Source organism: Actinocrinis sp. (genome assembly GCF_035653575.1).
Taxonomy (GTDB): domain Bacteria; phylum Actinomycetota; class Actinomycetes; order Streptomycetales; family Catenulisporaceae; genus Actinocrinis.
This window is the reverse complement of the sequence record NZ_DASRBQ010000169.1, coordinates 1-14,094: the sequence shown is the minus strand read 5'-3', so window position 1 is coordinate 14,094 and position 14,094 is coordinate 1. Positions and strand designations below refer to the sequence as shown.

General features: G+C 69.5%; 16 protein-coding genes. 6 read left to right on the top strand and 10 right to left on the bottom strand.

What is annotated here, in order from left to right; translation table 11 throughout:
• Nucleotides 1–25: 25 nt before the first annotated feature.
• The 3 genes from VFA06_RS23050 to VFA06_RS23040 form a co-directional block, all read right to left on the bottom strand.
• Nucleotides 26–667 carry a histidine phosphatase family protein gene (locus VFA06_RS23050; RefSeq protein WP_324842774.1) on the bottom strand — a complete coding sequence of 214 codons (642 nt, stop codon included), beginning with the start codon at nucleotides 665–667 and terminating at the stop codon, nucleotides 26–28.
• Between the two features lie 132 nt (nucleotides 668–799).
• Complete coding sequence (locus tag VFA06_RS23045) at nucleotides 800–1,177, bottom strand: 6-carboxytetrahydropterin synthase (RefSeq protein ID WP_324842773.1); 378 nt, start codon at nucleotides 1,175–1,177, stop codon at nucleotides 800–802.
• Nucleotides 1,167–2,138, bottom strand: a complete 972-nt coding sequence (locus VFA06_RS23040) for a hypothetical protein (protein WP_324842772.1) — start codon at nucleotides 2,136–2,138, stop codon at nucleotides 1,167–1,169. Before VFA06_RS23040 ends, VFA06_RS23045 begins: the two co-directional genes overlap by 11 nt.
• 174 nt (nucleotides 2,139–2,312) lie before the next feature.
• Here VFA06_RS23040 and VFA06_RS23035 point away from each other — a divergent pair, with 174 nt between their 5' ends.
• On the top strand, nucleotides 2,313–2,669 hold the full coding sequence (locus tag VFA06_RS23035) for a hypothetical protein (RefSeq protein ID WP_324842771.1): 357 nt from the start codon (nucleotides 2,313–2,315) through the stop codon (nucleotides 2,667–2,669).
• 41 nt (nucleotides 2,670–2,710) lie between these two features.
• Here VFA06_RS23035 and VFA06_RS23030 read toward each other — a convergent pair whose 3' ends face one another.
• The 6 genes from VFA06_RS23030 to VFA06_RS23005 all read right to left on the bottom strand — a co-directional run bounded on the left by VFA06_RS23030 (nucleotide 2,711) and on the right by VFA06_RS23005 (nucleotide 8,176).
• The gene (locus tag VFA06_RS23030) at nucleotides 2,711–3,499 is read right to left on the bottom strand and encodes a hypothetical protein (protein ID WP_324842770.1); all 789 of its coding nucleotides are present in this window, start codon (nucleotides 3,497–3,499) and stop codon (nucleotides 2,711–2,713) included.
• Nucleotides 3,500–3,638: 139 nt separating this feature from the next.
• Nucleotides 3,639–4,238, bottom strand: coding sequence for a GTP-binding protein (locus tag VFA06_RS23025; protein ID WP_349260310.1), 600 nt, complete (start codon nucleotides 4,236–4,238; stop codon nucleotides 3,639–3,641).
• On the bottom strand, nucleotides 4,219–4,614 hold the full coding sequence (locus VFA06_RS23020; protein WP_324842769.1) for a DUF742 domain-containing protein: 396 nt from the start codon (nucleotides 4,612–4,614) through the stop codon (nucleotides 4,219–4,221). Before VFA06_RS23020 ends, VFA06_RS23025 begins: the two co-directional genes overlap by 20 nt.
• Nucleotides 4,580–5,053, bottom strand: a complete 474-nt coding sequence (locus tag VFA06_RS23015; protein ID WP_324842768.1) for a roadblock/LC7 domain-containing protein — start codon at nucleotides 5,051–5,053, stop codon at nucleotides 4,580–4,582. The genes VFA06_RS23020 and VFA06_RS23015 overlap by 35 nt, the downstream gene beginning before the upstream one ends.
• Complete coding sequence (locus VFA06_RS23010) at nucleotides 5,050–7,431, bottom strand: nitrate- and nitrite sensing domain-containing protein (RefSeq protein ID WP_324842767.1); 2,382 nt, start codon at nucleotides 7,429–7,431, stop codon at nucleotides 5,050–5,052. Before VFA06_RS23010 ends, VFA06_RS23015 begins: the two co-directional genes overlap by 4 nt.
• Nucleotides 7,432–7,774: 343 nt before the next feature.
• A complete protein-coding gene (locus VFA06_RS23005; protein ID WP_324842766.1) occupies nucleotides 7,775–8,176 on the bottom strand; it encodes a MarR family winged helix-turn-helix transcriptional regulator in 402 nt (133 codons plus the stop codon).
• Between the two features lie 165 nt (nucleotides 8,177–8,341).
• Between VFA06_RS23005 and VFA06_RS23000 the strand changes: the two genes are divergently transcribed.
• From VFA06_RS23000 to VFA06_RS22980, 5 genes are all read left to right on the top strand, one after another.
• The gene (locus VFA06_RS23000) at nucleotides 8,342–9,241 is read left to right on the top strand and encodes an alpha/beta fold hydrolase (RefSeq protein WP_324842765.1); all 900 of its coding nucleotides are present in this window, start codon (nucleotides 8,342–8,344) and stop codon (nucleotides 9,239–9,241) included.
• Nucleotides 9,242–9,305: 64 nt separating this feature from the next.
• A complete protein-coding gene (locus tag VFA06_RS22995) occupies nucleotides 9,306–9,893 on the top strand; it encodes an NADAR family protein (RefSeq protein WP_324842764.1) in 588 nt (195 codons plus the stop codon).
• Between the two features lie 90 nt (nucleotides 9,894–9,983).
• The gene (locus VFA06_RS22990) at nucleotides 9,984–11,156 is read left to right on the top strand and encodes a fumarylacetoacetate hydrolase family protein (RefSeq protein ID WP_324842763.1); all 1,173 of its coding nucleotides are present in this window, start codon (nucleotides 9,984–9,986) and stop codon (nucleotides 11,154–11,156) included.
• A 102-nt stretch (nucleotides 11,157–11,258) separates the two neighbouring features.
• A complete protein-coding gene (gene sthA / locus VFA06_RS22985) occupies nucleotides 11,259–12,662 on the top strand; it encodes a Si-specific NAD(P)(+) transhydrogenase (RefSeq protein ID WP_324842762.1) in 1,404 nt (467 codons plus the stop codon).
• Between the two features lie 43 nt (nucleotides 12,663–12,705).
• Nucleotides 12,706–13,764 (top strand): glycoside hydrolase family 26 protein, encoded by a 1,059-nt coding sequence (locus tag VFA06_RS22980; RefSeq protein ID WP_324842761.1) that lies wholly within the window; start codon nucleotides 12,706–12,708, stop codon nucleotides 13,762–13,764.
• Nucleotides 13,765–13,773: 9 nt separating this feature from the next.
• On the opposite strand, the gene VFA06_RS22975 is transcribed toward VFA06_RS22980, so the two are convergent.
• On the bottom strand, nucleotides 13,774–14,094 hold a 321-nt coding region (locus VFA06_RS22975; RefSeq protein WP_414639951.1), incomplete at its 5' end, for a carboxymuconolactone decarboxylase family protein.

Below are 14,094 nucleotides of genomic sequence, written 5' to 3'. Positions count from 1 at the left end.
GACTGGGTCAGGGCAGGCGGCTGGGTCAGGGCAGGTGGCTGGTGTCGTTGACGCGGTGCACGGTGGCGAAGCCGCGGCCGTGCCATCGGATCTCGTTGATGCACGCGGAGCCGAGATAGAGCCGGTAGACGGTGTCGATCGGGACTCCGAGAGCCCGGCACAGCAGGATCTTCATCGGGGTGATGTGACTGACCACGAGGACGGTCTTGCCTGTGTGGTCCCGCAGCAGCCGGTCGCAGGCCCGGTTCACCCGCCGCGCGGTGTCGCAGAAGCTCTCCCCGCCCGGGGGCGCCTGTTCGGGATCGCGCCGCCAGGCTGCCGCGACCGCGGGCCAGCGCTGCTGGATTTCCGCCAGCGTGAGGCCCTCCCAGCCGCCGAAGTCGGTTTCGCGCAGGTCCTCGTCGACCAGCGCGGTCAGGCCCAGCTCGCCGGCCACGATGGCCGCGGTGTCGACGGCGCGCTGCAACGGCGAGCTGACCACGACGTCGATCGGGGTACCGGTGGCCAGGCGGCAGGCGGCGGCCCGGGCCTGCCGGGTCCCGCTGGCGCTGAGCGGGAGGTCGCACAGCCCGCTGAAGCGGTGCTCGGGTGACAGCCGGGTATCGCCGTGCCGCAGCAGGATCGTGGTCGTGGGATTGTCCGTCGGGTCATCCCAGCCCAAGGTCATACGGCCGTCCCGCGCCGGTGACGAGAATGTCGTGCCGCCTGCTCCCATGACAGAAAGACGGACACGCCAGGGGAACGGTTCAGTGGCCGGACCTCAGCCCCGCCAGGCTGCCCGGAGTGGTCAGCCGGAGCGTCAGCATCGGGCACGGTACCCGCCAAACGCGACGGGGTTCTCCCACACCCGCACCGCCAGCATCTCGCCGCCTTCGGCAGCGACCGTGGGCGAGAGGCTGTCGTGCACCCAGCGGGCGAACACCTCGACCGTGACCGCCTCGGCCCCGGCCGGGCGGATCTCCTCCAGGTCGCGGCCCTCGACCCGGCCAGTCAGCTCGGTCAGCGCCGCTTCCAGCACGTCCAGGTCGCAGACCATGCCGCGCTCGTCGAGCTGCTCGCGCTCCACGACGATCTCGATCCGGTAGTCGTGATCATGCAGCTGCCCCTCGGGACCGGGCAGCCCCGGCATGATGTGGAAAGCACGCACGTTCCGGCTCAACCCGACTTCACAGGTCACCGACCGCACTCCTGTCATAGTCAAGAACGGCGTGCATCAAGCCGGGTAGCCCCTGGTCCACCGCTTCAAACGCCTCGGCTGCCCGGCCGAAGGCGAAGACGTGCGTGCATAGCCGCGCCAAGGGCAGTTCGGTCAGCAACTCTACGGCCTCTCGGCGGCGCCGAGACCGGCTCCAGGTCCCGGACAGCCCGGCCGGCACCGTGGAGACCTGCGTGCTGCGGATGGTCAGGCGCCGCCGGTGAAAGGCGCCGCCGAGCGGCAGCACCACCGCTTTGGTGCCGAACCAGGACGCGATCAGCAGGGTTCCCTCGTGGGCCAGCAGGTCCAGCGCCGCGGCCGGCGCATCCGGGTTGCCGCTGACGTCGATGACCAGCGGGACCTTCTCGTCCCCCGGTTCCTGCGGAGCGGCGGTGGCCAGACCGAGGCTGTCGGCCAGGGTGCGGCGCCACGCCAGCGGTTCGGCAATCAGCGGCCGCCATCCGGCCCGCTGCAGCAGCAGGCCGGTCAGCAGCCCGAGCACGCCGGCGCCGAGGACGACGACCCGGTCGCGATATCCGGACCCTGCGTCGAGCGTCACCTGTAACGCCGTCTCGACCAGGGGAAACAAGGTCGCGCACGCCGGGTCGACGGCAGGTAGCGCAATCAGATCATCAGCCCGCGCCGCGAAGACGTCCTGGTGCGGATGGAACGCGAACACCGTCTGGCCGGACTCGGCCACTTCGCCGACGCATGCGTATCCATAGGCGAATGGATACGAGAAGGTACCGGCGAGCGCGTCGATCGTGTCGTCCAGCGCCGACTCGGCGGGAACCTCGCCGCGGTACACCAGGCGTTCGGTGCCACCACTGATGCCGGAGCAGATGGTGTGGACGAGGACCTCGCCGGCCGCCGGCTGTGGCGTGGGCACCTCCCTGATCTCCACACAGCGCGGAGCGGTGTGGAAGAGCGCACGGGCAGACACGCAGCCCACCTACCCGCCCTTTGTCCGTTCGAAAACCGTTGATTCGCCTGCTTGGTGTAGCAGCCGTTCCGAAACGGCCCGCAGCCGTGAGCCGCCTAGCTACACGTGGGTCGACCACCGCTAACATATTGGCGCTGGTGCTCCATGGGTTGCTGAGAGGGACGGGGATTGAGGATGGCGACGCCTGCGCCGAAGTGGGTACCGAATCAGCACCTTACGACTGGCAGGCTTGCCTGGCTGGCTGCGCGTCCGGTGCTGCTTAAGCGTTCGCGTCCGTGGTGGAGCACGCTGCTGCGGATCGTCGGCTCGTCCGGTCGCGGGCGGCCCGGGGTGGGGTCGGGCTTGGCGCGCGATCTGTCCACAGAGGTCATCGATGATCGATTGGCGACCTACTCCGTGCCCGTAGACCGGGTCTCCGAGCGGCTGAGCCCTGCCGAGGTGGCGGCGCTGCGCGAGCATGGCACGCTGCCCGACTGGTTCTTGGACGCGGTCGAGGAAGAACGCAAGAAGTTCCTGCGCAGCCTCAGATAGCAGCCTCAGTTGGTCGGCGGCCTCGCCGCGGCGACGAACGGTTAGCGGCGTACCACGCTCGCGCCCACCAGATCGGCCATGGCCTGCACGCGAGCGGATTCCGCCGGGGTGAACGGGATGCCGGGGCGCGAAACGAGCACGACTCCGGCGTGCGGGTCGCGTACCTGTATCACGGTGTTCTCGGCTTCGTCGCTCGCGCGGACGTCGTCCTCGTCCGCGCGCCACTCGACCTGCGCCGAGCTGAGCAGTTCGGCAAGCACGAAGCGCAGCGCCTCCGGTTCGCGCATCAGGCGGTGCGCGAGCGTGAGCGCCCGAGTCGGCAGATCCGTCAGGGCGCTGACGTCGGCGGGCGCGACATGCACCTGACCGCCGCCGGCCGACGCCACGGCGGCGCCCAGCTGCTCGGCGGTCACCTCGGCCCCGGCCTCGACCAGGAACTCGTCGACCACCCCGTCGGCGACCGGTTGGACCTGCAGAGCCAGGATGTTGGCACCGACGGCGGCGAACGCGCCGGCGAGCACTGCGAGGCGACCGGGGGTGTCCTGCACCGCGGTACGCACGCGCCACAGTTCACCGGCCACGGCGCCGTAGTCGGCCGTGGCGCGCTCGCAAGCGGGCCGCGAGGCGATGCGCGCTCGCGTCCTGCGCGCGTCGCGCCGCAGGTTCACCAGCGTGGCGACGGCGACCACGATGCCGAGCGCGATCAGGACCGTGGGTCCCTCGATGCGGTGGCCGAGCAGATTCGTGAACAGGTCGGCGATCCCCGCGGCCGCGAACAGCGCGGCCAGTTCGATCAGTTCGCGATGATGGTTCCCCGGCGGCTTGCTCATGACAACAGCCTGCCCCAGCGATATTGCGTGATCGAATACCTGCCGTGACAGCGGCGTAAAGGCCCACGTGGCGCCACCGTAGCCGGCCTCACGACATCTCAACCGCACCGCGCGGTGGGAGGACCCACTCCGCGCCGGCTCACCCGGCCGCGACCGGTTGATCGGCCATCAGGTGGTCGACGAGGGCGAGCAGCAGGTCCCGGCTGTCGGAGCGCTTGCGCAGATCGCCCATCAGGATCGGCACCCGCGCGTCGAGGTCTAGTGCTTCGCGCACCTCTGGGATGGTGCGGTCCTGATATCCGTCGAAGCAGTTGACGCCGACCACGAAGGGGATGCCGCGGCTCTCGAAGAAGTCGATCGAACCGAAGCTGCCCTCCAGCCGCCGGGTGTCCGCCAGCACGACCGCCCCCAGCGCGCCGTGCACCAGGTCGTTCCACATAAACCAGAAGCGCTCCTGGCCCGGCGTGCCGAACAAGTAGACCACGAGGCCGGAACTGACGGTGATGCGCCCGAAGTCCATGGCGACCGTGGTGGTGGCCTTGCCGGCTACTCCGCGGACGTCGTCGACGCCGACTCCGGCCACGGTCAGGTACTCCTCGGTGCGCAGCGGCGCGACCTCGCTGACCGCGCCGACCATCGTGGTCTTGCCGACGCCGAAGCCGCCCGCGATCAGGATCTTGACGGCGGCAGGCGCCGGCGCCGCGGCGGCAGGCCGCCGGTCAGAGTCGTCGTAGTCCATCGCGCACCGCCTGCAGAAGGGAGATGTCCGGTCGCTGCCCGACGGCCACCGCCAGCGGCGGCCGCGCGGACACCCTGCCGGCGTCGATCAGGTCGCCGATGAGGATCTTGGCGACCGCGACCGGCAGGTTGAGCCTTGCCGCGACCTCGGCCAGCACGCAGGGCGTGCGGCACTGGTCGAGGATGAAGCGGTGCTCGGGCTCCAGGCCCCGGCCGTCCACGAGGCCGTCCGGGGCCGTCAGCGTGCTGATCACCGTGATGAGCGTCAGGTCGTCCCGGGCGGAAACCGTGCGGCCGTGCGTGATGGTGTAGGGCCGCACGAAGGAGTCGTCCGGGTCTTCCTCAAGGAACTCGTCGGCCCAATGGTTCACCCGCATCAGCCCCTTCCTGCTTCGCCGGTGCACGCGTCTCGGTGCCCAAGTGCCGGCCGACCTGCAAGACGAGGGTGTGCATCGCGACCGCCATCACCTCGGCGTCGACGTCCTGCTCCGCGAGCACCGCCAGGTGCGTGCCGTGCCCGGCCGCGCTGATGAACAGCCACAGCCGGGCCAGCTCCACGATGACCTGATGCGTGCCGCCGCCGTCGAAGATCTCCGCGACGCCGCGCGCGAGGCTCTGCTGGCCGGTCGCGATGGCGGCCAGCCGCTCGGCGTCGGCGCGCTCTATGCCGCGCGACTGACTGATGACCAGGCCGTCGTCGGACAGCACGACCGCGTGCCGCGCGCCGGGGACCTGCTCGATCAGCCGGTCGAGCAGCCAATCCAGGTCGCGGTCGGTGGCCGTGGTGCGCTGCGTCGCGAAGGTGGGGTGAGTCATCGTTCGTCTTCTTCCGGGCTCGTGCTAAGACCTGGCTCGGGTTGCGTGGCTGGGTCCTCGTCCTTCGCGGCGGCGCGGGCCAAGCGCGATTGGCGCTGGAACGCTCCGATCGTGGCGCCGGAACGCTGAGGCAGCAGCGTGGGCGCGTCCTGCTCGGCGTTGCTCGTACCCGCGTCCGGATCGCCCGGCGCGCGGTATTCGCGCAGCTCGGTCGCCAGGCTGGCCAGCCGCACCCGTTTGGGCAGCGGCTTGAGCCCGGAGGCAGTGCGGGTGCCGGAGTCTCCCGGCACGGGCGCGAGTCGGGCGCCGACGCCGGACAGAGCCCAGTCGCTTTCCCCGCCCGCGCCATCGTGCCGGTCCTCTTCCACTGCGTCGTGCGCCGTTGCGGCGAGAGATGCGGTGTCAGCGGACGTGCTGTACACGGCGGACAGCCGGCGCGACATGGGTTCGCCCTGCTGCGCCGCGTCGTCGGGGGCGGGCTGGTGGTTCGCGGTGTGCACCAGGTCGAGGGGAATCAGGACGACGACGCGGGTGCCGCCGAAGGAGGAGGGCCGCAGCTCCACCTTGATCCCGAGTCCGGCGGCCAGGCGGGCCACGACGTAGAGGCCGAGGCGGGCGTCGTCAGCGCGCGAGACCACATCCAGTTTCGGCGGGTCGAACATCAGCGTGTTGGCTTCGGCGTACTGTTCCGGCGCCATGCCCACGCCGCGGTCCTCGATCTCGATGGCCAGGCCGCGCGAGACGAGGGACGCGGTCACCTCCACGGGGTTCGGCGGCTTGGAGAAGGCGACCGCGTTCTCCATCAGCTCCGCGAGCATGTGCACGACAGGCCCGACCGCCCGCTCCGACAACCAGGTGGTGTTCCCGGTCTCGATGCGGATGCGCCGGTAGTCCTGCACCTCGCCCTGGGCGGAGCGCAGCACGTCGAGCAGCGCCACCGGTTTGCGCCAGCGCCGCTGCGGCTGCCCGCCGCCGAGGATGACCAGGTTCTCCTCGTAGCGGCGCAGCCGCGCGGTCAAGTGGTCCAGGTCGAAGAGGCCTTCGAGCAGCTCGGCGTCCTCGTAGCGGCGCTCCAGCTCGGTCACGCGCTTCATCTGCAGGCCGATGAGCAGCTGGGTGCGCCGGGCGATGCGCTGCAGCAGCCGCTCGAAGCCGCGGTACTGCTCCACCTGGTGGACCGCGGTCTCCAGCGCGCTGGCTCGTGCGGCGTTGAGCGCCTGGCCGAGCATGCCCAGTTCGTCGCCGCCGTAATGCAGCGCGGGCAGTTCGGCGTCGGTGTCCACTTGTTCGCCGCGGCGCAGCCGTTCGACCACGTCGGGCAGGCGCACCTGCAGGTCCAGCGCCGCGCTGCGCAGCGCGAATATCCGGCGGCGCAGCACCCCGGTCAGGAACAGGGTCAGCCCCACGATGAGCAGCACGCCGCCGAAGCCGACGGCCGTGTCGAGGACGAGGTCGGTCGCCAGGCCGTGCACCTCGGCCGAGGTGGCCTGCGTGAGCGCGGTGCCCAGTTCGATGTTCAGGCCCTGCAACTGCGGGGTGATCGCGGCGATGCTCTGCTGCCACTGGGCGCCGAGCGCCGCCGGCAGCGCGGTGCCGTTGGCGGACGGCGCGGAGGTGATCACGGTCTGCATCACGCGCGTCTTCTGCTGCCACGCGTTACTCGCGATCAGGGCGCGGTACTGCCCGGCCTCGGCGGGCGGCAGCAGCGGCACGACCTTGTCGTCGTAGATGAACTGCTCGGCGCCGCTGAGCTGCGCCAGTTGCGCGCGCTGGGAACTCGAGACGGTGCCGCCCACGATGCCCGGGGTCAGCAGGGCGTCCTCGCGCGCCAGGATCTCGATGCCCCAGACCGAGTCGATCTCCGGCCGCACCCGGAAGTTCTGGTCGGCGAGTCCCACGTCGCTCAGGGAGTTGAACAGTTGCAGGTCGGCGGCGATCAGGCCGGTGTAATCGTCGTAGATCTGCTGTTGCGAAACGGTGCGCACATCCACGGCGAAGCGGTAGGTGCCGAGTTGCTGCAGCCCTGATTCGATTTGCGCGACGCCCGCCACGATGTCGGCGGGGGCCGGGCCGCTCAAGGCCCTCAGGCCGGCGATGCCGGCGTCGGTCACCTTGCGCTGCGTCGCGAGTTTCGCCTGGTAATCGGTCGGATCAACGAGCACGGCGGCACTCAGGCGCCGCTCGGCCTGCAGGCTGTAGAAGATACTGAACACCGGCGTCGCATAACGCACCGTCTGCGTGTTGTGGTTGCTGACGCTGTGCCAGTTGTTGTACAGCCGGTTGGAGTTAACGGCCCACAGCACGGTCATCGCCACGCTGGGCACCAGCGCCAGGATGAGCAGTACGACGCGCAGCGGCAGCTGTTGTCGCGTGTTCAAGTCCAGGACGCGCTGCCGTTTCGCCGTTCGCGCGTGGAGTGCCACCCCAGCCCCCAGCAAGTCGGTGAAGACGGTCCACCGAAATTACGGGGCCCGCGCATGACGAACGGATACTACGCCGGACCGAGTATCCGCAGGCTGGTATCGCAATGATTGTTACCCCTGCGGCGGCAATCCGCCGTCGCAAAGTCGGCAAAACGCGCATTACACGGGGTGTCGTATTCGCCGACAAATATAGGGCGGAGCATCAACTGCTCTACACAGTGCGTGACCATTCGGGTCGCCGGAGTAATCGGCAATCGTTTGCCGAATCGAATTCGAGTTCACTTGCGACGGTTGTCCGCTATTTGGCCGCCGGAAGTGCCTGCGCGACCGCGCGCAGGACGCGTTCGTAAGCGTCGAGGTCTGCGTCGTCGAATTCGTCCATGGCGGCGAGGATCCGCGCGATTAACGGCCCGAAGAAACTCCAGCCCAGGGTCTTGGCCTGCTCGCTGACGATGAGCAGCACGCGCCGGCGATCGTGCGGGTCGCGTTCGCGGGCGAGCAGGCCGAGCGCTTCGAGCCGGTCGATCACGGCGGTCGTGGCCGGGGAATTCAGGTGCAGCCGCGCGCCGAGCCGTCCCGGGGTCATCGATTCCTCGGTGCGTTCGGCGTCGAGCATGGCGATCAGGGCGCGTACGTCGGTCGGATGCAGACGGTTCTCGGTGGCGAACGTGGCGGCCTGCAGGTCCAGGTCGACGGCCACTGACCGCAGCAGATGCACCAGGCCCATGCGGGGGTGCGCGGCCATCTCAACGCCCGGCATCGCCGTCTGCCGGTCCCCGGGTGCGTTGCGTGGCATCCGCTACCCTTCTATTCTCTCGATGAGTGAGTAACTCACTCATCGATACTACTGGCGGACGGGGCCACCATGCACGCACGATCTCAAGCACAGTCCAGCTCGCAATCGCCTGCCGCCGCCGGCGAGGCCCTCGGCGCCTTCGACGCGGTTTATGACACGCTCATCGCGCGCTGGGGCGTGCCGGTCGAGGCGATCGACGTGCCGTCCCGGTTCGGCACGACGCGGCTCAACGCCTGCGGACCCCGTGACGCGCCGCCGCTGGTGCTGCTGCACGGAGGCCGCTCCAACTCAGCCTCCTGGTACGCGAACGCGGCCGCCCTCTCCCGCAGCCGGCGCGTCTACGCTCCGGACACCATCGGCGACCCCGGCCGCAGCCCCAACACCGGCCAGCCGGTGCGCACCCGGCAAGACCTGCTGGACTGGCTCACCCACCTACTCAACGCACTCGAGATCCAACGCGCCGACGTGTGCGGCCACTCCTTCGGCGCCTGGCTCGCCCTGGCACACACCCTGCGCGCACCGCGCGGCAGCATCGGCCGCCTCGCCCTGCTCGACCCCACCCAGTGCTTCGCCGGTTTCGCCCCGGCCTGCCTGTGGCACGCTCTGCCCGGCATGCTGCGCCCGGCCCGAGGCGACGACGCCTACCTGCGCTGGGAAACGCGCGGCGCCGAATTCGACCCCGACTGGCTCGCGCTGCACCGGCTCAGCGCCACAGTTCCGACGGGCAAGATCATCGCCGGGCGCAGGCCGAAGCAGTCGGCCCTTCAAGCGCTGGACGTGCCGGTGCTCGTCCTGCTGGCCGAGCGCAGCCGGGTGCACAATGTCGATACCGTCGCCAAGCGCGCGAGCAGAACCCTGCCAAATGTCACCGTCGACACGCTCCCCGCCGTTTCCCACCACATGATCCCGTTCGCACAGCCGGAGACCTTAAACCGGAAACTCACCGAGTTCTTCACGAGCGCTGGGTGACACGCGAGCACTGACACCGATTTACGCGAGCGCTCGTATGCACGGAACTGGCACGATGCGTCCTATGACGCCAACCAGTGGCACCGAGGCGCTCCACGCGCGCACCCGCGCGCAGCTGATAGAGGCTATGGCGTGCGGGGCGACGCCCAAATGGCTGATGTTCTGGGGCCACCAGCCGCAGGCGGACGGCAGCATCGGCAAGGGATGCTTGAGCCAGTGGTGGCCATGTCGTTTCACGGTGGATGAGGTCGAATACGCCTCCGCGGAGCACTGGATGATGGCGTCGAAAGCGCGGCTGTTCGGCGACCTGGACGCGGTGGCCTCGATCGTTGCGGCACGCACCCCGGCCGAGGCGAAGAAACTCGGGCGGCTTGTGCGTGGCTTCGACGAGCAACTGTGGGCGCAGCGGCGGTTCGATTTGGTCGTGGAGGGCAACGTCGCGAAATTCGGCCAGAACCCGGCGTTGCGCGACTTCCTCGTGGCGACCGAGGGCCGTGTCCTGGTGGAGGCTAGCCCACGTGACCGGATCTGGGGCATCGGGCTTGGCGCGGCGGACGAACGCGCCGCCGATCCTGTGCACTGGCGCGGCCTGAACCTGCTCGGGTTCGCGCTGATGGAGGCTCGCAGCCGTTTGCTTGGGTCGCAGGTATGACCACGTTCGATGGGCCTGTTAATTTTGACTGCTCTCGGCCCCGGCGCCGGCGGCCCTTGGTAGGCGCGGCCGGCGAGGAATCATGGACCCATGACTACGGACGTCCTGCCGCTCCTGCCCACCGACAGCGATCACGCGCTCCTGCTCGGCCGTATCTGGGACCCTCGGTTCGGCGGCCCACGCGTCGCGACCGTGCATGGCGACACGGTCTACGACCTGACGAGCGTGACCGGGACCGTCTCCGAGTTGCTGGAACGACCCGATCACGTCGAGGTCGTCCGCAGGGCAGTCGCCGGCGAACCGTCCTGGCGGACGAGGGACGTCCTCGAGGCATCGCTCGCGCAGGATCTGACCCGACCTCACCTGCTCGCGCCGGTCGACCTTCAAGTGGTGAAAGCCTGCGGCGTCACCTTCGTCGACAGCATGATCGAACGCGTCATCGAGGAACGCGTCGGCGGCGATCCCGCACGCGCCGCCGAGGTCCGCGCGCTCATCGCCGAGGCCGTCGGCAGCAGCATCTCGGCGGTTCGCCCCGGGACGCCTGAGGCGCTGCGCGCGAAGAGCGTCCTGCGGGAGCAGGGCCTCTGGTCGCAGTATCTCGAAGTCGGCATCGGACCGGACCCCGAGGTCTTCACCAAAGCGCCCGTCCTCTCCTCGGTGGGGCTGGGAGCGGGAGTCGGGATCCCGCACGCGTCGAAGTGGAACAACCCAGAACCCGAACTCGTCCTCATCGTCGACTCCCGCGGCGGCGTCGTGGGCGCGACGCTGGGCAACGACGTCAACCTCCGCGACATCGAGGGACGGTCCGCGCTCTTGCTCGGCAAAGCGAAGGACAACAACGCTTCCAGCGCGCTGGGCCCCTTCATCCGCCTCTTCGACGGCGAATTCACGCTCGACACCCTGCGCGACGAGGAGATCCTGCTGCACGTGTCCGGTCCTGACGGCTTTCACATGGAAGGTCGCAACAGCCTGTCGCGGATCAGCCGGCCTTTCGAGGAGCTCGTGCGCGCGACCATCGGAGACCACCATCAGTACCCAGACGGGTTCGCGCTCTACACCGGCACGCTGTTCGCGCCGACGACCGACCGCGACGAGCCCGGTCAGGGGTTCACCCACAAGACCGGCGACCTCGTCCAGGTTCACAGCGCTCACCTCGGCACGCTGGTCAACACGGTCGCGGCCGCTGAGGACCTGCCCCGCTGGACCTTCGGCCTCGGCGAGCTGTTGCGGTACCTGGCCGGGGGCGCGGCTACGCGAGCTTGACGGAGACCCGAGCCGCTCGCGCCCCAGGACGTGCGCTTATGGTTACCCGCGGGCTACCTGAAGAGGGAGCCGATCAACCGCCCCGCCTGCCACACTGGTCGCGTGTACGACTTCGACGTGCTCGTTCTCGGCTCGGGTCCGGGCGGGCAGAAGGCCGCGATCGCCACCGCCAAGCTGGGTAAGCGGGCGGGGGTCGTCGAGCGGCGGGACATGGTCGGCGGGGTGTGCATCAACACCGGCACGATCCCCTCCAAGACCCTGCGCGAGGCGGTGCTCTACCTCACCGGCATGAGCCAGCGCGAGATGTACGGGCAGAGCTACCGGGTCAAGGATGACATCACCGTCACCGACCTGCTCATGCGCACCCAGCACGTCATCGGCCGAGAGGTCGAGGTGATCCGCAGCCAGCTCTCGCGCAACCGCGTGGCGATGCTGCCGGGGCTCGGCTCGTTCCTCGACGCGCACACGGTCGAGGTCTCCGACGGCACCGGCCGCGAGACCCGGGTGACCGCGGAGCACATCATCATCGCCACGGGCACCACCCCGGCCCGGCCCGCGACCGTCGACTTCGACGGCGACACCGTCATCGACTCCGACGGGATCCTGCGGCTCGAGCGGGTGCCGCAGTCGATGATCGTGGTCGGCGCCGGGGTCATCGGCATCGAATACGCCTCCATGTTCGCCGCGCTCGGCTGCAAGGTCACCGTGGTGGAGTCCCGGACCCGGATGCTCGAGTTCTGCGACATCGAAGTGGTCGAGGCGCTCAAGTACCACCTGCGCGACCTGGCGGTGACCTTCCGCTTCGGCGAGACGGTCGCCGCGGTGGAGCGGCACGCCCGCGGCGCCATCGCGGTCCTGGAGAGCGGCAAGCGGATCCCCGCCGAGGTGGTCATGTACTCGGCCGGGCGCCAGGGCCAGACCGAGGGGCTGCGGCTGGAGAACGCCGGGCTGGCCGCCGACGCGCGCGGCCGCATCGCGGTCGACGAGTACTTCCGCACGCAAGTGCCGAACATCTACGCGGTCGGCGACGTGATCGGGTTCCCGGCGCTCGCCGCGACCTCGATGGAGCAGGGCAGGCTGGCCGCACACCACGCGTGCGGCGAACCGGTCAACGTGATGTCGACCCTGCAGCCGATCGGCATCTACACGATCCCCGAGATCAGCTTCATCGGGCGCACCGAGGACGAGCTGACCAACGAGCGCATACCGTTCGAGGTCGGCATCTCCCGCTACCGAGAACTGGCCCGAGGGCAGATCATCGGCGACTCGTACGGCGTGCTCAAGCTGCTGGTCTCCCCCGAGGACCGCTCACTGCTCGGCGTGCACGTCTTCGGCACCGGCGCGACGGAGCTGGTGCACATCGGGCAGGCCGTCATGGGCTGCGGCGGCACCGTGGACTACCTGGTCCACGCGGTGTTCAACTATCCGACGCTCGCCGAGTCCTACAAGGTCGCGGCGCTCGACGCGATGAACAAGATCCGACAGATCGAACGCCTGGACGACTGACCGCACTCCCCCACTGCCCCGCGCGGCGTGCGAGCCTATGCCCGTGCAGAGTTACGCGGCGGCGCGATATCGCAGGCGGATGGCGGCGGCACTGTGCCTGGGCACCTTCGCCTTGCTGGCCGCGACCGGCGCACAGCAGCACGCAGCATCGCGCGGTAGCCGGCCACCAACAGCACGATCGGCGCCGAGAGCCTCCGCCGCGCCGACCCCCACTTCGGTCACCACGCCTGGGCGCCTGGCCTCGGGGCCGTTCGCGCCGCCGGACGGGACCGTCCTGCTCGGGGTGTCGACCGACTTCTACCGTCTCGACGCGTTCGACCAGGCAGCAGGCATCGCCGGGCACCCGGCGATCTACAACCGGTGGACGACCCCGAACGGCCCGCTCGAGCCGATTCTCGACGATGCCCGGAGCCGCCCGGGCATGGCTCCCATGGCTTCGTGGAACCTCTCGCTGGTCGACGGCGCCGTCGCGGCAGGCCAGGAGGACGGCTACCTCTGGGACCAGGCGGCGGCCGTGAAGGCGTACGGCGGGCCGGTGTTCATCCGCCTCGACTGGGAGATGAACGCGACCTGGTATCCGCGGTGGAACCCGCCGGCGGTCACGCCTCAGGCCTTCATCTCGGCTTGGCGGCATGTCTACGAGGTCTTCAAATCAGCGGGCGCGAGCAACGCGGCGTTCGTGTGGTGCCCCACCGTCTGGACTGGCCCGGACGGCGTCGAAGATTCGGCGTGGTATCCCGGGGACGACGCGGTCGACTGGGTCGGGCTCGACGCCTATCCGCAAGGCGCCTCACCGGATTACCTGCTGCACGGCCCGGACGGCATGGACCAGATGGCCGAGTTCGCCGCCGCGCACGGCAAACCCCTGATGCTCGCCGAATGGGCGCCGCAGCTGCCGAAGCCGGACACCGCGGAGTCGGTCGACCTGGTGCTGGACTGGGCGGCACGCTACCCCAAGACGGTGAAGGCGCTGGTGTACTTCGATTTCGACAACCTGGACGAGGGCAAGGACTTCCTGCTGGCCGACCATCCCGTCGCAGCGGCGGAGCTGCGCAGGCGCACCCAATCCAGCCCGCAGTACGTCACAAGCCTTACTTGGTGACTGTCACGCTCAGGCTTTCGCACCGGACGTGCGCACCGCGTCGAACCGAGGTGCGCCCGGCTCCGGCTGGAGCCTTGTGGCGCGGGCAGTGAAGCTGATGGCGTGGTACCAGCCGCACAGCATCAGTACATCGAGGATCTGCTCGGGGCTGAACTGGGCGCTGAGCCGGGCCCAGAGCGCGTCGTCGATGTCATTGCCGTCGTGCAGCGCGTCGGCGGCGTCGAGCAGCAACCGGTCGCGCTCTTCGCTCCAGCAGGGGTCGGCGCCTGATCCGTGCGTCAGTGAGCTGATCTGGTCTGCGGTCAGCGCGGCCCGGTCGGCGAAGTAGGC